The organism is Pseudomonas syringae pv. tomato str. DC3000 (assembly GCF_000007805.1).
In the GTDB taxonomy this organism is placed as follows: Bacteria; Pseudomonadota; Gammaproteobacteria; order Pseudomonadales; family Pseudomonadaceae; genus Aquipseudomonas; species Aquipseudomonas avellanae.
The window spans coordinates 1742261-1758700 of the sequence record NC_004578.1 but is presented as its reverse complement, the minus strand read 5'-3'; the positions used below and the strand labels follow the sequence as shown (position 1 = coordinate 1758700).

The 16440-nt window shown below is 57.8% G+C and carries 21 protein-coding genes; 10 read left to right on the top strand and 11 right to left on the bottom strand.

What is annotated here, in order from left to right; all coding sequences use genetic code 11:
• Positions 1-195: 195 nt before the first annotated feature.
• The 3 genes from PSPTO_RS08375 to PSPTO_RS08365 all read right to left on the bottom strand — a co-directional run bounded on the left by PSPTO_RS08375 (position 196) and on the right by PSPTO_RS08365 (position 2315).
• Positions 196-633: a nucleoside deaminase gene (locus tag PSPTO_RS08375; RefSeq protein ID WP_005616222.1), complete on the bottom strand. Its 438-nt coding sequence runs from the start codon at positions 631-633 to the stop codon at positions 196-198.
• Between the two features lie 33 nt (positions 634-666).
• Positions 667-1167, bottom strand: a complete 501-nt coding sequence (locus tag PSPTO_RS08370) for a hypothetical protein (RefSeq protein ID WP_011103623.1) — start codon at positions 1165-1167, stop codon at positions 667-669.
• A gap of 134 nt (positions 1168-1301) precedes the next feature.
• Positions 1302-2315, bottom strand: coding sequence for an ABC transporter substrate-binding protein (locus tag PSPTO_RS08365; RefSeq protein WP_011103622.1), 1014 nt, complete (start codon positions 2313-2315; stop codon positions 1302-1304).
• 129 nt (positions 2316-2444) lie between these two features.
• Here PSPTO_RS08365 and PSPTO_RS08360 point away from each other — a divergent pair, with 129 nt between their 5' ends.
• Positions 2445-2855, top strand: coding sequence for a GNAT family N-acetyltransferase (locus PSPTO_RS08360; protein WP_024667376.1), 411 nt, complete (start codon positions 2445-2447; stop codon positions 2853-2855).
• Positions 2856-2879: 24 nt separating this feature from the next.
• Here the strand turns inward: PSPTO_RS08360 and def are convergent, their stop codons facing one another.
• The 3 genes from def to PSPTO_RS08345 form a co-directional block, all read right to left on the bottom strand.
• Positions 2880-3419, bottom strand: coding sequence for a peptide deformylase (def, locus tag PSPTO_RS08355; protein ID WP_007245711.1), 540 nt, complete (start codon positions 3417-3419; stop codon positions 2880-2882).
• Positions 3420-3465: 46 nt separating this feature from the next.
• Complete coding sequence (locus PSPTO_RS08350) at positions 3466-4437, bottom strand: YihY/virulence factor BrkB family protein (RefSeq protein ID WP_005767549.1); 972 nt, start codon at positions 4435-4437, stop codon at positions 3466-3468.
• A 226-nt stretch (positions 4438-4663) separates the two neighbouring features.
• Entirely contained in the window at positions 4664-4855 is a 192-nt protein-coding gene (locus PSPTO_RS08345; RefSeq protein WP_005767547.1) for a CsbD family protein, read from the bottom strand.
• On the opposite strand from PSPTO_RS08345, the gene PSPTO_RS08340 reads away from it, so the two are divergent.
• Complete coding sequence (locus PSPTO_RS08340; RefSeq protein WP_226992687.1) at positions 4845-5021, top strand: hypothetical protein; 177 nt, start codon at positions 4845-4847, stop codon at positions 5019-5021. The two genes, PSPTO_RS08345 and PSPTO_RS08340, sit on opposite strands and share 11 nt — an antisense overlap.
• A gap of 77 nt (positions 5022-5098) precedes the next feature.
• Entirely contained in the window at positions 5099-5479 is a 381-nt protein-coding gene (locus PSPTO_RS08335) for a hypothetical protein (protein WP_003382533.1), read from the top strand.
• A 68-nt stretch (positions 5480-5547) separates the two neighbouring features.
• Here the strand turns inward: PSPTO_RS08335 and PSPTO_RS08330 are convergent, their stop codons facing one another.
• Together PSPTO_RS08330 and PSPTO_RS08325 are read right to left on the bottom strand one after the other, a co-directional pair.
• On the bottom strand, positions 5548-5952 hold the full coding sequence (locus tag PSPTO_RS08330; RefSeq protein ID WP_005767545.1) for a DUF2177 family protein: 405 nt from the start codon (positions 5950-5952) through the stop codon (positions 5548-5550).
• 632 nt (positions 5953-6584) lie between these two features.
• A complete protein-coding gene (locus PSPTO_RS08325; RefSeq protein WP_005740539.1) occupies positions 6585-7421 on the bottom strand; it encodes a CvfB family protein in 837 nt (278 codons plus the stop codon).
• 306 nt (positions 7422-7727) lie between these two features.
• On the opposite strand from PSPTO_RS08325, the gene PSPTO_RS08320 reads away from it, so the two are divergent.
• The 4 genes from PSPTO_RS08320 (at position 7728) to PSPTO_RS08305 (ending at position 10403) form a co-directional block, all read left to right on the top strand.
• Entirely contained in the window at positions 7728-7916 is a 189-nt protein-coding gene (locus PSPTO_RS08320) for a hypothetical protein (protein ID WP_002554403.1), read from the top strand.
• Positions 7917-8083: 167 nt separating this feature from the next.
• Entirely contained in the window at positions 8084-8599 is a 516-nt protein-coding gene (locus tag PSPTO_RS08315) for a hypothetical protein (RefSeq protein ID WP_005767540.1), read from the top strand.
• A 142-nt stretch (positions 8600-8741) separates the two neighbouring features.
• Complete coding sequence (locus PSPTO_RS08310; protein ID WP_003382526.1) at positions 8742-9470, top strand: TorF family putative porin; 729 nt, start codon at positions 8742-8744, stop codon at positions 9468-9470.
• A gap of 69 nt (positions 9471-9539) precedes the next feature.
• Positions 9540-10403 carry a DUF6279 family lipoprotein gene (locus PSPTO_RS08305; protein WP_011103617.1) on the top strand — a complete coding sequence of 288 codons (864 nt, stop codon included), beginning with the start codon at positions 9540-9542 and terminating at the stop codon, positions 10401-10403.
• A 116-nt stretch (positions 10404-10519) separates the two neighbouring features.
• On the opposite strand, the gene PSPTO_RS08300 is transcribed toward PSPTO_RS08305, so the two are convergent.
• Together PSPTO_RS08300 and PSPTO_RS08295 are read right to left on the bottom strand one after the other, a co-directional pair.
• Positions 10520-10822 carry a hypothetical protein gene (locus tag PSPTO_RS08300; RefSeq protein ID WP_005767535.1) on the bottom strand — a complete coding sequence of 101 codons (303 nt, stop codon included), beginning with the start codon at positions 10820-10822 and terminating at the stop codon, positions 10520-10522.
• Between the two features lie 196 nt (positions 10823-11018).
• A complete protein-coding gene (locus tag PSPTO_RS08295) occupies positions 11019-12356 on the bottom strand; it encodes a DEAD/DEAH box helicase (protein ID WP_005616197.1) in 1338 nt (445 codons plus the stop codon).
• Between the two features lie 403 nt (positions 12357-12759).
• Here PSPTO_RS08295 and PSPTO_RS08290 point away from each other — a divergent pair, with 403 nt between their 5' ends.
• The 3 genes from PSPTO_RS08290 to PSPTO_RS08280 all read left to right on the top strand — a co-directional run bounded on the left by PSPTO_RS08290 (position 12760) and on the right by PSPTO_RS08280 (position 15270).
• A complete protein-coding gene (locus PSPTO_RS08290) occupies positions 12760-13506 on the top strand; it encodes a substrate-binding periplasmic protein (RefSeq protein ID WP_011103614.1) in 747 nt (248 codons plus the stop codon).
• A 124-nt stretch (positions 13507-13630) separates the two neighbouring features.
• The gene (locus tag PSPTO_RS08285) at positions 13631-14563 is read left to right on the top strand and encodes an NAD(P)-dependent alcohol dehydrogenase (protein WP_005767531.1); all 933 of its coding nucleotides are present in this window, start codon (positions 13631-13633) and stop codon (positions 14561-14563) included.
• 2 nt (positions 14564-14565) lie between these two features.
• Positions 14566-15270, top strand: a complete 705-nt coding sequence (locus tag PSPTO_RS08280) for a helix-turn-helix transcriptional regulator (RefSeq protein ID WP_005767529.1) — start codon at positions 14566-14568, stop codon at positions 15268-15270.
• Positions 15271-15374: 104 nt separating this feature from the next.
• Here PSPTO_RS08280 and PSPTO_RS08275 read toward each other — a convergent pair whose 3' ends face one another.
• Positions 15375-16136 (bottom strand): SDR family NAD(P)-dependent oxidoreductase, encoded by a 762-nt coding sequence (locus tag PSPTO_RS08275; protein WP_011103613.1) that lies wholly within the window; start codon positions 16134-16136, stop codon positions 15375-15377.
• Positions 16137-16440: the final 304 nt, after the last annotated feature.

Genomic DNA, 16440 nt, shown 5'->3' with positions numbered 1-16440 from the left:
TGGCACAAACAGAATTTTAGGGCCGGAGTTTGAAGAAGATTAATGACCGTTGCGGTTGTCACGGTCAAGAATACTTCCGGGTGCCGCAACAGAGGTGTGACGCAGAATGTCACCAAAGGCGTGCCAACGCAGGTTGAACCGCCCCGCACAAGTTGGCACAAGAGCTGGCCTGATCCATGCCTAGCGACCAGCGCCTTACTCGCCGATGTCTTCGTTCCACAGTTCGGGCTTGTCGGCGATGAAACCTTGCATCATGTGCTTGCAGCGTTCGTTATCAAGCACCTCGATCTGCACACCGCGCGAACGCAGCAGTTCTTCCTCACCCATGAATGAATGGTTTTCGCCAACGATTACTTTGCGAATGCCGTAAAGCAAAATTGCGCCACTGCACATCGCGCAAGGGGACAGCGTGGTGTAGAGCACCGCTTCACGGTACACGCTGGCGGGTTGACGACCGGCGTTCTCCAGTGCGTCCATCTCGCCATGTCGTGTGGCACTGCCCTCTTGCACCCGGCGGTTATGGCCCCGGCCGATGATCTTGCCTGCGTGAACGATGACCGAGCCGATGGGGATTCCGCCTTCATCCAGCCCCAGTTGCGCCTCATCGATTGCAGCCTGCATGAATGCGTCCATGTTTGTGCCTCATCTCTTCAGAAAATAAATCGATCAACGCTGCAACGCCGCCTGGGCATTGCCGAGCGCTCGGCTTACGAATTGTCCCAGCAGTTCCGAGGAACGGGCTTTCATGTCGGCACTGACCTGAGTGTTTCTGACCCGGAATCTGTTCGCCAGCGACGGCGAGTCATTACCTTCATTGAGCAAGCGCAACTCTTCGGCAGTGAAGGAGCGTGCATACGCTGCAGCCAGATTACGATCCCACTGGGTCTGATAATCAGGCTGCAAACGCTGTAACTCCCTTTGCACCAGTTCCTGCGCTTCGGTCTTGCCGACTGCCTGCACAATACTGGCAAATGTCACCGTGCGCGAGGCACCCTGATAGCCCAGCCAGGCCAAACCTTCACCGAGCTTTCGCTGCTCCACCAGCGCCAGCGCCGTGTCATCGACCTCCTCGGCGCCTGCCGGGTGCATGGAGTCCACACACAGGCAGACGATCAACGCCAGACCGGCCTGCCACGCTTTGCGCGAGCCATGAATGTGATCAGTCATGGCTCCTCCTGAGCATGAATCGACTGAACCTTGAGCCTAACAGTTTGGCAAGCCATGACCACCTGACAGGTCGCATACCGGTCATTGATGACGCTATCAGCTATGCCAGATCTGTCATCATCCAACAGCCTCGGTCAAAGGGCTGCACTGACCCGACTGGCAACATCGGCAGGCAACCAGGTTTTCCAGACGTCAGGGTTCTGCTTGAGGAACCTGGTGGCAGCGACCTTGGGATCTTCATGCTTCTTGCTCATGTCACTGAGCGTCTGGTTGAGCAGGCCGATCGGGAAATCGACCTGTTTGAAGACACTCACCAGTTCCGGGTACTGCTTGCTGAATTCTGCGGACACACCAATGGACAAGGTCGCGGCCAGCGAGGACGTGCCCCGCGGATTGGGGTTACTGGCGTCGGTCAGGGTTTTCCAGGCTTCAGCGTCGAAGGCTGGCTCTTGCAGCTTGATGAACTTATAAGTGCCCAACAGCGGTGTTGGCGACCAGTAGTAAAACAGCACCGGCTTGCCAAGGCGGATGGCCGCTGCCACCTCGGCATCCAGCGCTGCCCCCGAACCTGTGCGAAAGTTGACGAAGCTGTCGTTGAGGCCATAAGCCTTGAGCTTTTGCGTATTGACGATCTCTGAGGTCCAGCCGCTCGGGCTGTTGAGGAAGCGGCCTTTTTCAGGCGACTCCGGGTCTTTGAAGACATCCTTGTAGCGTGCCAGATCCTCAACCGTCTTCAACTCGGGCGCCATCGGCTTGATGCCTTTGGCGGCATCGCCCTTGATCACATACTCAGGCACCCACCAGCCTTCGTCTGCGTGCTTGACGATATCGCCCAGCCCCAACACCTTGCCTTCAGCCTCGGCCTTGACCCACACCGGGCTGCGTCCGGTCCACTCTTCGGCAATCACCTGGATGTCGTTCTTTGCCAGAGCGGTTTCCAGGCTGACGGTGCTGCCGGGCAAGGTGTCGGTCGGGTAGCCATAGCCCTTCTCGACGATGGTGCGCAGCACTTCGGTGATCAGGCTGCCGCTTTCCCAGGTCAGTGCGCCAAACTGGATCGGCCTGGCTTTTTCAGCAGACATCGCAGGCGCACTGGCCAGTCCCAGCGCCAGCAGTGAACAACTCAGCAGTCGTATCAGTATTCTCATGCTCACCTCGAATGGCGCGGGAAAAATCGTCTCTGAAACTATCGACATCAGCGCGCTACGATTAGTTGTAACGACGTGGGCCTCTGTATGATGCGAACCCTTCAATCCGCGCCGTCGAGCCCGCTTGCGATGCCCGAAATCCAGTTTTGCCTGTTACCCGATGCCTGCCGCCCGCTGCTGGGCAAGTTCTATCGCGAACACCAGTCGTCAATGCGCGCAGCCAGCAAAGGGCAGGCCTGGGTTGCGAAGCAGGAAGAAATCATCGGTGCCTTGTGCCTTACGCCCGTGGCGGACGGTCACTGGCTGACCGGGCTGTTCGTGGCGCCACCGTTACGTGGCAATGCAGTCGCGCAACGTTTGATCGACGCCGCACTGCTGCCCCTGTCAGGCCCGGTCTGGTTGTTTTGCCATCCCGACCTGCAAGGTTTTTATCGACTGGCAGGGTTTGAAACGGCGCAGCGTCTACCGCAGGCGCTGGGCGAACGATTGATGCGTTACAGCCGCAGCAAACCTTTGGTGGCGCTGCATCGGGAAGCCTAGCGGGTTTGCGCAGCGCACGAGCGATCATTCATCCGCATTGGGGTCCATGTCCGGAAACATCACGTCCATGAAGCCGAATTTGCTGAAATCAGTAATGCGCGACGGGTACAGCCGACCGATCAGATGATCGCATTCATGCTGGACAACCCGCGCGTGAAAACCGTGAGCGATGCGTTCGATCGGCTGACCGTCCGGGTCAAAACCTTCATAACGGATGCTCTGATAACGGTCCACCATGCCACGTAACCCTGGCACCGACAAACAGCCTTCCCAGCCCTCTTCAACGCCAGGATGCAATGGGGTAATCAACGGGTTGAGGAGGATGGTCTGGGGGACGGCTTCGGCCTGGGGATAACGCTCGCTGCGTTCAAAACCGAAAATCACCAACTGCAGATCAATGCCGATCTGCGGTGCCGCCAGGCCCACTCCGCCCACGCTGTGCATGGTCTCGAACATGTCGGCAATCAGCGTCTCAAGCTCACTGCTGCCGAACATTTCTGCGGGAACCGGCGGGGCGATGCGCAACAAGCGCTCATCGCCCATCTTCAGGATGTTACGGATCATGGCTGCCTGCCCTTCGGGTAAAACGCGATCTTGCCACAGATAGTGATCAGGTTTCGTCAGCCTTCGGCAATGGCACTGAATGATCGCGGCCCAGGCCGGAAACGTGCTGCTTGCCGCCCGCTTCGTTCTGCTCGTCACCCAGGCCGTCGCCCGGTTCTTTCTCGCCTGCTTCCTTGCCTTCTGCGGACATGTGCTCGATCACCGCATTCATTTCCGCCCCCAGCAACAGCACGGCAGCGGAAATATAAAAGTACAGCAACAGCACAATGATCGCACCAATGCTGCCGTACATGGCGTTGTAGTCGGCAAACGTCTTGACGTAGAAGCCGAATGCCAGCGAGGCGACAATCCACACCACCACGGCCAGCACCGAGCCGGGCGTGATGAAACGAAACTCTTGTTTCACGTCAGGCATCACGTAGTAGATCAACGCCACAGCGACCATCAATAGCAGGATGATTGCCGGCCAGCGCAGGATGGTCCACAACGTGACAATAAAGTCTTCCATGCCGATCTGCGCCGCGATCCAGTTCATCACCTGCGGGCCGAGCACCATGAATGCCGCTGCTGCGAGCAACATGCCGGCAATACCGACGGTGTAGAGAATCGACAGCGGAAAGCGTTTCCAGATAGGGCGTCCTTCAACCACATCATAGGCAGCGTTCATGGCGCTCATCATCAGGCGCACACCCGCCGAAGCGGTCCACAAAGCGATCACGATACCGATCGACAGCAAGCCGCCCTTGGATTGCTGCAACTGGTCAATGACCGGGTTGACCTGCTCCAAGGCCTGCGGGGGCAGGACCAACTCGGATTGCAGGCGCAGCCACGAGAAAAAGTCAGGCAGATGCAGAAAACCGATCAAGGCGATCAGAAACAGCAGAAACGGGAACAACGAAAACAGCATCTGGTAAGCCAGTGCCGAAGCGTAGGTGGACATCTCGTCGTCAAGAAACTCATTGACGGTGCGCAACAGCACTTTGCTGACTCGCAGTTGACGCAAATGGGGGAAAATCATGGCGCTTCCTCTCGCTCCCTAACTGGAACACCTTACATCCTGAAGACCGGTATTTCCTGCATCACACGCCAAGCTGTTCAAAGCGACATGCAAACACCGATGGCACATTGACTGGGCAGGTCGTGAAAGGTTTCAGTCTCGCAGAGCAGAAAGCATAACGGCCATCCTGGGATGACCGTTATCGGCGTGGCGTATTCCCGGCCTGAATGTGCCGGGAACCGTCGATTCACACCTTGTCGACGCCTTTCTTGACGGCGTCTTTCACTTCGCCTTTAGCCTGCTGGCCTTCGCCTTTGAGCTCTTGCGCCTTGCCTTCAGCCTGCAACTTAGTGTTATCGGTAGCCTTGCCAACAGCTTGCTTGACGTTGCCCACTGCTTCGTTGGCCATGCCTTTGACTTTATCGCTGGTGCTGCTCATCGAAAATCTCCTGGGTCTGAAGACCGCGCTGGAATCGGATGTCGTACTCGACAAAATGATTGACCTGCCTCGATTGCGAAGAGTTTCAAGTATTTTTGAGCCTCGTGATGCCGCCCGTCCGCTGGCCGCCGAAGCGGCATTTCAATCGCTCGCGGCGAGTTTGTGACGGACTTTGTGCGAGAATGCGCCGCACAGGTGTCCGGCACTGCCGACAGGCTGAACAATCCGATTCTCAGGAACGCTATGAAACTCGATAAAAAGCTGGCCATTGCACGCAGAAACCAGGAGCTGGGCGGCGCAGTGCTCGGCGTCAACAACACACACTTCGCAGTGCTCGACCCCAAACGCAACATCTGGTGGTTCGACCTGCCGGTTCCGCGCCTGCAAGTAGGCCAGTACGAGTGGTTGCACCTGCTGCTGCACACGCCCCAGACTGACCAGTTGCTGCACCTGAAAGTGACCACTGTGTTCATGCGTGACCACATGGAAGGCCTTGAGGTACGCAACGCAGACAAGCGCAAACCGACGGTCAGCCTGGAGTTGAGCGCCGACAAGGACTCGTTCCTCAAGGACATGCGCCCCAAGGGCAGCACGCTGGGTTTTGCCGGCTTCTTGCAGAACTGACCTGATGTTGTGACGGTTGCCCGTGGAAGTCGCCGGTCAGCGACTTTCATTGTGCAGGCAGTTTTCCTCTAACCGCCGAAGCGTCGAACGGCCAGATACCCTGCCGTGCCGGCCAGTGCCGACACCACCGTGCCCCACGCGAGATCTACCAGCGCCAGTTGCGCAGGCCAGCCCTGCAACGTCGCCCAGTTGGTCAGGTCGTAGGTGCCGTAGGCAACCAGCCCCAGCAGACCACTGAACAGGGTCGCGCGGCTCAAGCGCTGCTCCCTGACGGCTGGCATCACGCCGAACACCACCACACCCGCGCCGTAGAGCAGATAAAACGCAATCGCAGGGCCCAATACGGGTGTGGCCAGCATCAGCGGCCCGAGCCATTCTCGGTAGGTCGGCCCCATGAGTACGCCCAGCCATAAGCCGTCGAGGATCAGAAACGCCAGCAGCGTGCCGATGTAAGCCGTCAGTATTTTTTTCATAGGGCGCCCTTGGTCAGATTCCGGGCTCGGAAAGGCCCGCATGAGGGTATGACCCGCAGTGTTCGCCAGAATGCGGGCGGCTTGGGGTACATTTTTGCAGAAAGCGCTAATGAGACTTTCAAGAGGGGTATGAAAGGGTGGGTGATGGCAGGCTTCTGCCTGGAGGGCGTGGGAGCTTTCGGAGGTTACGGCGGCTGCGAAGCGGCCCTGAAACCGATGCATACGGTGTACCGTATTTTCTCGTTCCCACGCTCCGCGTGGTAATGCATTTCGTGACGCTCTGCGTCACACAGCTCTGCGATTCAGTGAGATTTCGGCTCTACTTGAGTCACCTTTTCGCCCCTCGGCGAGTTACTTTGATGGGGCCGAAGTAACCAACCCCCACGCTCCGTTTCCGGCCCGACTTCGTCGGGTTCCTTCGCCCTGCCACTTACGTCGCACTCTGCGTCGCCAGTGATACCGCGATAAAAAAGCGCTTTCGTTTATGTGCAGTGAGTACGGGCAAGGCATGCCGTTGTGTTGCTGCACAGATGTGACGCAGAGCATCGGCACAAGAGTCAGTCAGGTTTCTGTATAACCATAACCCTGAGCGCGCAGCCGCGGCGCTCAGCTATCCAGGACTGGGCGATGTATCAGACCAGGTCGATGCGGTCAGCGTGAATCACGATCTGACCCTGTTTGTACAACGCCCCGATGGCTTTCTTGAAGTTGCCTTTGCTGACGCCGAACAAGCCGCTGATGACTTGCGGGTCGCTCTTGTCGCTGACGGGCAAGGTGCCGTTGTTCTCGCGCAGTTTGGAGAGGATTTTTGTGTTAAGGCTGCTGGCCGCTTCTGCGCCCACCGGCTGTAGGCTCAGGCTGATATTGCCGTCGCTACGGATTTCCTTGATGTAGCCTTTTTCCTGCTTGCCGGCGCGCATGAACTTGAACACTTCGTTCTTGTGAATCAGGCCCCAGTGCTTGTTGTTGATGATCGCCTTGAAGCCCATGTCGGTCGCTTCAGCCACCAGCAGGTCGACTTCCTGGCCCACGCTGTAGTTGGCAGGCGTCTTGTCCAGATAGCGATCCAGACGTGCAGTGGCGGTGATGCGGCGCGTGTGTTTGTCGAGATAGACGTGAACCACGCAATACTCGCCAGCCTGCAGGGTGCGCTTCTCTTCGGAGTAAGGCAGCAGCAGGTCCTTGGGCAGGCCCCAGTCCAGGAACACGCCGATGCTGTTGACTTCAACCACCTTGAGGCTGGCAAACTCGCCGACCTGCACCTTGGGTTTCTCAGTGGTGGCGATCAGCTTGTCTTCGCTGTCCAGGTAGATGAACACATTGAGCCAGTCTTCATCTTCGGTCGGCACATCCTTGGGGATGTACCGATTGGGCAGCAGGATTTCGCCATCCTGCGCTCCGTCCAGGTACAGACCGAAGTTAGTGTGCTTGACGATTTGCAAGCTGTTGTAGCGCCCGATTAAAGCCATTTCCAGATACCCTCATTACGTGGGCGGCATTCTACCCGAGTTTCTGTCCGGGTTCGCGTTGCGTGGTAACCGGCATCAACACGGCTTCCATTCGTCAGGTTCCTCGCCCCTGACAAATCACCCGGCGCTGTGAGCTCGGATACTCGATAACTTAAAATCCCCTTTAAAACAAAGAGTTGAATTTTTTCAGCGTCACGAGCAGAACTGTCAGCCGCGCACGCCTGCCTCGAGCGGATGCCATATTTGCCAAGCAACAATCAAGCATTTCCTGTATTCTGGCTGGCCGTATTACGTTTATGAAGGTAAATGGCAGCCATGCGTATCAAAGCATCCCACTCGAAAGCCAAACCCGCCCCAGCCGTTGAAACGAGCGACTCGATCAACGCGCAAATCGCGGCTTTCCTGAAATCCGGCGGCGAAATCCAGCAAATTGCCAAAGGCGTGAGTGGCCAGACCTTCGCACCGTCCAAGCAGATCAATCTCGGTAAAAAGTAAAACCGCGTTTTACCTGTCGATCTCTATGCGCCTTGACGCTCAAGGCGCTAGATTGACCATCCTTCGCTGGATATTCTTCCGGCCACGCTGCTACTCTCTCCTCTGATATCACTATGACCACGAGCTGGATCACGCTCTGGACGCTATCTCCTTTGTGGAATGCTCGAATGAAGAACTGGATGCTTTTCGGCGCACTTGTCTACCTTGGCGGCTGCGCATCGCATCATTGCGAAAACGGTCCCAATGGCAGCCAGCTCGCTGACAGTTCCTGCCGGGCCGAGCATTTGCTGTACCAGAACGACATGCTCCAGGCCAAGTTGCTGATCAGCGAAGACAACCGCGAGAACTACGAGCTGGCCGAAGCCATACTGCGCCGTGCCGGCCTTGACGATGCCTCGGGTGAGGCCGAGTTCTACGAGGCCGTGCTGCTGATTCGTCAGCAGGCGGATCAGGACCGGGTCATAGACTTGCTGCAGACCGCCGCAAAGAACAAGCACCCCTTGGCCATCGCCCTGCTCTCTCAGCAACTGAGCATCAGCGACCCGAAACTGTCTCAGCATTATCAGGCCGAGTACGCCGAACTGGACGTCGCCAAGAGCGGTTATCCGTCGTTCACCCAGGCGCTGGTGGTGATTCGAGGGTTGGTCATTCCGCCCGCGCAGACCACCGCTGCCACTCAATAATCGGCAAATCGATGAACGGTCTGTTTAAAGACGATTTCGCCGGTATCCTTGCAGGGCTCTAGCACGCGGCTTGTGTCTGGCTCCTGAGCCATTTTCGATACGCCATTCCTGACCACACTCCTCGCAAATCAAGGAGTGAGCCATGCTCAGCCATCGCTTACACGCGTTGTTTATCGGCGCCCTGTTTGTCTGTCAGTCCGTCTCTGCCCAGGTTCTGGAGCGGGACCTGGGTGCTTTCGACCTGAAGCTCGCCACCACCCCCACGCGCAGCATGGCACAAGGCCTGGTAACACCCAGCGGCGGCTCGGGTTCTTTTCATGGCGGGCTGGACCTGACCCACGAGAGCGGCTTCTACTTCGGCCAATGGGCGCCGAACATGGGCTTCGCTTCCGACACGGGAATGGAACTGGATTCCTACATGGGCTTCAAGAAGCCGTTCGACAGCACCCTCGGTTACGAGCTGGGGATGATTCGCTACAGCTACCCGGACACCAGCCAGATCGACAGTCACGAATTCTATGCCGGGCTGCGAATGCAAAGCAGCCGCATTGGTGCTGCGTTCAGCAACGATGTGGGCACGCGTGACAGCACGGTGTTTGTCGATCTGGGGGCCATCGAACAATTGGGCGTCGGAGTGCGCATGCAGTACGCCAACCACCAGTTCGACACCCCGCAATCTTCCGCTGACGGCGGTTTGATCAACGGCTTCAACGACTGGTCACTGAACCTGTCACGCCCCTGGCTGGGCATCGACATGAACCTCATCTACAGCGGTTCAAGCCTGAGCGGCGGCGATTGCAGCGTCTACAGCGGCCACAACGCACGCTGTGAAGGGACGTTCACGCTCAAGGCCGTGCGTTCGTTTTTTTAACCCTCTAACTGGGTAGAACTGCTAGCCATTACACTCCTCTACTGCACGTCAGTACGCCAAGGAGTTGTCATGCCGTCTCTGTTGAAAGCCTTCATCACCCTGTTGATGACCGTATCGCTGCTTGCCGGATGCAATCAGGTCGGGCTGGCGTATCGCAATCTGGATGTGATCATTCCGTGGACGCTCAGCGACTACCTGGACATGAACTCGGAGCAGAAAAGCTGGCTGGATGTGCGCCTCAAGCAACACCTGAGCTGGCATTGCAGCACGCAACTCCCGGAATACCTGGCCTGGCTGGACAAGCTGGAGGACATGGTCAAGAACGACCGTGTGACCTATGAAGGGCTTGAGGCCCGCACCAGCGAGGCCAAAGACGCGATAGCAAAGATCTCCCGGGAAATCACCCCGTCAGCTGTGGAACTGCTGTCGCGCTTTGACGACAAGCAAGTACAGGAAATGCAGGAGTCGTTCGCCAAGGATCAGCGCAAGCGCGAGAACAAATACCTCGACCAGCCGCTGGAACGCCAGATTGCCGAGCGCGCCGACCGCATGCAAAAACGCCTGACCCCATGGATCGGCAAATTGAATCAGGTGCAGAAGGATCGAATTCAGGCCTGGTCCGCCTCGCTCGGCGAGCAGAACAAGGCCTGGATCGACAACCGCACACGCTGGCAGAACCTGTTTCTGGCGACCGTGCAACAGCGTCAGGCGAGCGACTTCCCACAGCGCATCGCTGCCCTGCTACAGGACCGCGAGACGTTCTGGACGCCTGAGTACCGCAAGGCCTATGACCAGACCGAGAAGGCTGCCATCTCATTGCTGGTAGACATCACTGCCCAGAGCACGCCGGAGCAACGAACCCGCCTGCTGAGCCGCATCGCTGACATGCGCAAGGACTTCACCGACCTGGATTGTCTGAAGTCGCAGCAGTGATCGGGCGTGGGGAACGACAACGCTCGAGATAACTATCGTACCTGCGCTCCGCGTTGGCGCGCAGTTATGGTCGCTCTGCGTCCGGTCTTGAATCGGCACGCAGAGCATCCTTGGTATCAGGCAATCTGTGGCTTTTTAGCAATCTCTTCAAAGATCGATCGATCAAGAGGATCACCTGCCTGCTCGTTCAGCACCTGACGCGGATGATCGTTACCCGGAATGCTGCTGTCGATCAAAGCCAGCAGTCTTGCACCGAGAGCGGTAAGAATATAGGTAGAACCATCCCCGCCTTCCACATGAGGAAGCGGTTCGATAAAGCCGCGATTGAGCAGCGTCTCAAATTCAGTGGCTGTGGATTTGACGCCGTCGTTCTGCACGTCGTGCAACAAACGCTCAATAAGGTCCCAGTTGTAAGTCATTTTTCTAAACCTCCGTCCAGCATGGATTGATCGCCCATGACCTCCAGCCACAGGCATACGACTCAGAAAATGTGACCTGCGGGAGTGTATGACGGTTCAGAGAAGCTGCTGGAAGGTATACAGGCGGTTGTCTGCGCAGAGGGCAAACGAGGGGAAGAACTGATCGTTCCCGCCTGCGCGGGAACGATCATGGCAATCACTCGGCAGCAGGGGCCGGGGTGCTGCGTTTTTTCAGGGGTGCCATGCCGTCCTGGCTGACCAGATCAGACTTGGGACGGTTGACCGTCTTGCGCTTGGTAGGGCCTTTGGCCGCTACTTTCTTCTTGTCGCCCTTCACGTCGGTCTTTTTCTTCTTGACGCCTACCGCCTTGCCCGACGCCTTGACCTTCTTCGGCCCGCCGTAGGTGCCTTTGACTTCCTTGATGACGCGACGCTCGAAGCTCTGCTTGAGGTAGCGCTCGACGCTCGACATCAGGTTCCAGTCGCCATGACAGATCAGCGAGATCGCCAGACCGTCGCTGCCCGCACGGCCGGTACGACCGACGCGGTGGACGTAATCGTCGCCGCTGCGTGGCATGTCGAAGTTGATCACCATGTCCAGGCCTTCGACATCAAGACCGCGAGCCGCTACATCGGTCGCGACCATGATCTTCGCGCCGCCCTGCTTCAGGCGGTCGATGGCGGCCTTGCGGTCCTTCTGGTCCTTGTCGCCGTGCAGCACGAACGCTTTGTATTCCAGCGCAACCAGACGGCCGTACAGGCGGTCGGCCATGGCCTTGGTGTTGGTGAAGATAATGGCTTTCTGGTAGGTCTCGTTGGCCAGCAGCCAGTTCAACACCTGCTCTTTATGCACGTTGTGGTCGGCAGTGATGATCTGGTGGCGTGTGCCGGAAGCCAGTTCGCTGACGCTGTTGACTTGCAGATGCTGTGGATCCTTGAGCACCTTGCCGATCATTTCCCGCAGGCCGGCACCGCCGGTGGTTGCAGAGAACAGCATGGTCTGCTCGCGGCCGGCGCATTCGCCTGCCAGACGTTCGACGTCTTCGGAGAAGCCCATGTCAAGCATGCGGTCGGCTTCGTCCAGCACCAGCACTTCAACGTGCTTGAGGTCGAGGTTGCCAGCGTTGAGCTGCTCGAGCAGACGACCCGGCGTGCCGATGAGGATGTCCGGAACCTTGCGCAGCATGGCTGCCTGGACCTTGAAATCCTCACCACCGGTGATCAAACCGGCCTTGACGAAGGTGAACTGGGAAAACCGCTCGACTTCCTTGAGGGTCTGCTGAGCCAGCTCACGGGTCGGCAGCAGGATCACAGCGCGAATATCAACGCGAACCTTGGCCGGGCCGATCAGGCGGTTGAGGATCGGCAACACAAAGGCGGCTGTCTTGCCACTACCGGTTTGCGCAGTCACCCGCAGGTCGCGCCCTTGCAGTGCGAGCGGGATGGCGGCCGCCTGCACGGGCGTAGGCTCGACAAATTTAAGCTCGGCCACAGCTTTAAGCAGGCGTTCGTGCAGGGCGAATTCGGAAAACACGGGTGTTACCTCGACGAAAAACAAAAATACAGCTGCATAGCGTAACGGTTTCGAGCGCCGGGGCCGAGTTTCTTTACCACCAAAGGTCGATTTTGTTTATCTGTTGGTCGATGACCTGCCGCCGAAAGCTACTCGTTCAAACGTCAAGACTCGGTGATCAAGCACGCCAGATCACGCTGGCAGCAAGATATCCACCACCAACCCACCGCCCAGGACAAAAGGTGGAGCGGGTGCACAGCCAGCTAGAAATTCGCAGCGTCCACCGGCTTGCCGGCCAGCAATCGGCCTTGATCATCGTAAAGCCCGGAGCGAAACCACCCGCGCAGCCGTCGCTGCTTGAGTCTATGCTTGCGCTGACTGTTCATCCGCCCTGAGTGATCGGACAGTCCATCAGGCAGACAATGTGAATTATTCGACGCTGACTTCGGTGCTGTTGTGTCTGTTGCTCGGCGCCCCTGCCTGGGCCGATCATTATCAGGTCGTCACTGAAGAGTGGGCGCCTTACAACTATGAAGAAAACGGCCAACTCACCGGTATGACCACCGAGATTGTCCGGGCGATCATGGCGGTCAGCGGGAACGACTTCAACATCGTGCTGGCACCCAGCATGAGGGCGAGTCATACCTTGCAGATGCGGCCAAAGACCATCATGTATTCCATGTTCCGCACGCCGGAACGCGAGGTGTTGTACAAGTGGGTCGGCCCCATCGTCGAAGAGTCGGTGCACCCTTATCAGTTGGCAACGGCGGCACCGGTCACCTCCCTCGAACAACTGCTGCACGCACCGCAAATCACCACGCGGCACGCAGGCCTGCTGCCCGACATGCTGCAATCGCTGGGCTTTAAAAACCTCGACAAAAGCGCTGCGCAAAGCGTCCAGCTTTACCGCATGCTGCTGAACGGCCGCACCGCCATCATCATCGGCGACACCGATGCGGGCGTGGCGTACCAGAGCCGACAGCTGAACATTGCCCCCGGCACGCTGCGACAGATACCCATCGAACTGTACCGCTCCTCGCTGTACATCGCCTTCAGCCGCGACTGTGAAGACGAACTGGTCGCCTCATGGGCCAGAGCGCTGGAGACACTGCGCCAATCGGGGGAACTGGAGCGTATTCAGCGAAGGTATGAGCAGCTTGTCGGGCAGTGATTGATGCCAGAAATGACACAGCGCTGTCTTTGATCAAACACTGTGCATCCTGCCAACCATGGTGACAAAAACTGTCCCCGTTACTGTGTACTGTCATCTCCACACTCAACGTGGAAGATGACTGATGCAACGTATTCAATACAGCAAATACGGTAGCCCGGAGTTGATGCGGCTTGAGGATTTCGAGTTGTCTGCTCCAGGAACAGGCGAGGTGGCGGTGCAGGTCAGGTTTGCGGCTATCAACCCGATCGACTGGAAACTGCGCAACGGGGTGATGAAGATCGTCACGGGCAAAGCGTTTCCCCGAGCGATGGGCATGGATTTTTCGGGCACGATCATCTCGGTTGGCGCGGGTGTCACTCGGTTAAAGGTGGGCGACGCGGTGCTGGGGCTTGCACGCTTCAAGGAAAGCGGCGCATTTGCTCAGGCTGTCGTGACCAAAGAAGCGTTTCTGGCCAAAAAACCCGAGTCACTTTCATTCGAGCTTGCAGCCTGCATCGGCACGCCGGGTATCACCGCCTGGAACGGGCTGATCGATAAAGCGAAGCTGCAGGCAGGCCAGCATGTGTTCATCAACGGCTGTTCAGGAGCAGTCGGCGAAGCGGCGGTGCAGATCGCGCGTGACTTCGGTGCCACGGTCTGGGGCAGTTGCAGCGCCGGGGATTTCGACCGGGCAAAAGCGCTGGGTGTACAAAATGTCTACGACTACAGAACCACCCATGTATCGGCTGTTCCTGCACGCTTCGATGTGGTCTACGACACTGCGGCAACGCTGACGGTATCGGAAGGCGTTGAGATGCTGAAACCGGGCGGCGTATTTCTGGATCTGAATCCTGGTCCTGGCAAGTTCATGCGTGCCCTCTTTGATCGCAGGCTCAAGCCCATCATCGGTTCGCCACGCGTCGAAATTCTGGATAAGCTGGCCGATGCTGCCAGCAAGGGCACCTTCAAGACCCCGGTGGGTGAAGTCGTTCCCTTGAGCGGCGCAATCAAATTGATCACCGAACTCGAGAAAGGTCGCAAGCTCGGTGGCAAAGGTGTTATCGCGATGGAGTAGGCATGGCCAGAAGTCATCGTTTGTTTGAGCTGATGCAAGCGCTTCGCCGACATCGCAGGACGGTATCAGGCGCATCTCTTGCGCAGGAACTGGGCGTTTCGCTGCGCACCATCCGTCGTGATGTGGCGACCCTGCAAGGCATGGGTGCTGATATCGATGGCGAGCCGGGCCTGGGTTACATTCTCAAGCCCGGTTTTCTGCTGCCTCCCTTGTCGTTCACGGAAGAAGAGCTACAGGCGCTGATGATCGGCGCACAGTGGGTCAGTCGCCAGACCGACGACAAGTTCGCCTTCGCTGTAAGAAACGCCCTGGCCAAGATCAGCGCCGTTTTGCCTGTGGAGATGCGCCCGACACTGGAGGACGAAACGTTCTACATCAGCAAGCCGCTCAGCGTTTCAACGACCATCGACCTGAGCGAGATCCGCCGCGCGCTGCGCGACCAGTGCAAGTTGAGCATCACGCTTGCGATAGAGCATGCGCCCAAGGATGCGCAGATCATCTGGCCGATCATGCTCGGCTTCATCGAAGCCAGGCGTCACCTGGCGGCTTGGTGTGAGGGCGACAGTCAATACCGGGTAATCGACATGGATGACATTGCAGACGCGCACGTGCTGACTGAACGCTACACACGCAACCGCCGCCAGCTCATCAAGGAGTGGCGTGCACTGGAAGTTCTGCCCTGCAACGTCCGGGGCGAGACCTGCTGACAGGACCGACCGCGCCCTTGACCCTCGCCCTGCCCTTCATGCCATGTACCGAACAGCTGGACCGTTTAATCGGCCAGCTTTTCGTACTGCCTGGAGCAGGGCGCTCAGTATCCCGACGCCTTGGCCAGTTGCCGCAATCCGAACTGCGGCGAGATGCGGCTCAGCAAATACAGCATCTGGCTCAAGCCTGGGCGAATCTCAGTCTTTCCTGCTGCAATACCGGCCATCGCCTGATCGACAAGTTTAGCGAGCGGCATAGGCGCCGGGCCTTTTGCCGCGTGCTCGCTGACCAGGTTGTTAAACAGCGCAGTGTCGGTACTCGGCGGAGCAATCTCGATCACGTTGAGTGAGGTATTTTTGAATTGCACGCGCAATGCACGCATGTAGGCATGTAACCCGGCCTTCGCGGCGCTGTAGATCGGAGACGCCGTAAAGGGAACGAACGCCAGCCCGGAGGTAATATTGACGATCATTGCCTGAGGCCGACTGAGCAGGTGCGGGAGAAACTGCTGCACCATTCTGATCGGGCCATTCAGATCAACGTCGATTTCAACCGCTACATCATCAAGCGAGCGGAGCGCAGAAAGTTCGATGTTGCGCATGATGCCTGCGTTGTTCACCAGAATATCGAGCGTCGGAAATTCGCGCATCAGTTGCTCATGCAACTTCACAATGTCTTCTGGTCGGCCGACGTCGCTGCGTATTGCCTTGACACCCGGCAACTCGCGCTGGGCTGCTTGTAATCTTGCCTCGTCCCGCCCGGTAATGATGACAACGTTTCCCATGGCCAGAAAGCGGCGGGCGAGTTCAAGGCCTATTCCGCTCGTCCCCCCTGTGATCAGTACTGTCTTTGCGCTCAAATTCATTGCTGCCATTCCCATACTGACTTTGCTCTCATCAGGAAAAACGATCAGGACCACTTTAAATAGTGCGAATGTGAGCGACGCAGCCTGGCGCTACACAATTGAAGTTTCAAACCTGTCGCGGCCTGCAGATTCAATTGCCCAGGCAAAAACAGTCTGCGCTGCGTTAACAGCTCATCAAGGGCGTTGCCTTGTCCGTACCATGCTAAGTGGCGAGGCGGACAGTTTCTGTCACCAGGGTCCTGTGGCTGTTCATAACGGATAAACACCCTCCCCCCACCGGTCGTTTTCCAGCGCATCAACATGC

Coding starts and splice junctions, on each gene's coding strand:
- PSPTO_RS08375 (WP_005616222.1), bottom strand. CDS start 633: ATGGACGCATTCATGCAGGCTGCAATCGATGAGGCGCAACTGGGGCTG.
- PSPTO_RS08370 (WP_011103623.1), bottom strand. CDS start 1,167: ATGACTGATCACATTCATGGCTCGCGCAAAGCGTGGCAGGCCGGTCTG.
- PSPTO_RS08365 (WP_011103622.1), bottom strand. CDS start 2,315: ATGAGAATACTGATACGACTGCTGAGTTGTTCACTGCTGGCGCTGGGA.
- PSPTO_RS08360 (WP_024667376.1), top strand. CDS start 2,445: ATGCCCGAAATCCAGTTTTGCCTGTTACCCGATGCCTGCCGCCCGCTG.
- def (WP_007245711.1), bottom strand. CDS start 3,419: ATGATCCGTAACATCCTGAAGATGGGCGATGAGCGCTTGTTGCGCATC.
- PSPTO_RS08350 (WP_005767549.1), bottom strand. CDS start 4,437: ATGATTTTCCCCCATTTGCGTCAACTGCGAGTCAGCAAAGTGCTGTTG.
- PSPTO_RS08345 (WP_005767547.1), bottom strand. CDS start 4,855: ATGAGCAGCACCAGCGATAAAGTCAAAGGCATGGCCAACGAAGCAGTG.
- PSPTO_RS08335 (WP_003382533.1), top strand. CDS start 5,099: ATGAAACTCGATAAAAAGCTGGCCATTGCACGCAGAAACCAGGAGCTG.
- PSPTO_RS08330 (WP_005767545.1), bottom strand. CDS start 5,952: ATGAAAAAAATACTGACGGCTTACATCGGCACGCTGCTGGCGTTTCTG.
- PSPTO_RS08325 (WP_005740539.1), bottom strand. CDS start 7,421: ATGGCTTTAATCGGGCGCTACAACAGCTTGCAAATCGTCAAGCACACT.
- PSPTO_RS08320 (WP_002554403.1), top strand. CDS start 7,728: ATGGCAGCCATGCGTATCAAAGCATCCCACTCGAAAGCCAAACCCGCC.
- PSPTO_RS08315 (WP_005767540.1), top strand. CDS start 8,084: ATGAAGAACTGGATGCTTTTCGGCGCACTTGTCTACCTTGGCGGCTGC.
- PSPTO_RS08310 (WP_003382526.1), top strand. CDS start 8,742: ATGCTCAGCCATCGCTTACACGCGTTGTTTATCGGCGCCCTGTTTGTC.
- PSPTO_RS08305 (WP_011103617.1), top strand. CDS start 9,540: ATGCCGTCTCTGTTGAAAGCCTTCATCACCCTGTTGATGACCGTATCG.
- PSPTO_RS08300 (WP_005767535.1), bottom strand. CDS start 10,822: ATGACTTACAACTGGGACCTTATTGAGCGTTTGTTGCACGACGTGCAG.
- PSPTO_RS08285 (WP_005767531.1), top strand. CDS start 13,631: ATGCAACGTATTCAATACAGCAAATACGGTAGCCCGGAGTTGATGCGG.
- PSPTO_RS08280 (WP_005767529.1), top strand. CDS start 14,566: ATGGCCAGAAGTCATCGTTTGTTTGAGCTGATGCAAGCGCTTCGCCGA.
- PSPTO_RS08275 (WP_011103613.1), bottom strand. CDS start 16,136: ATGAATTTGAGCGCAAAGACAGTACTGATCACAGGGGGGACGAGCGGA.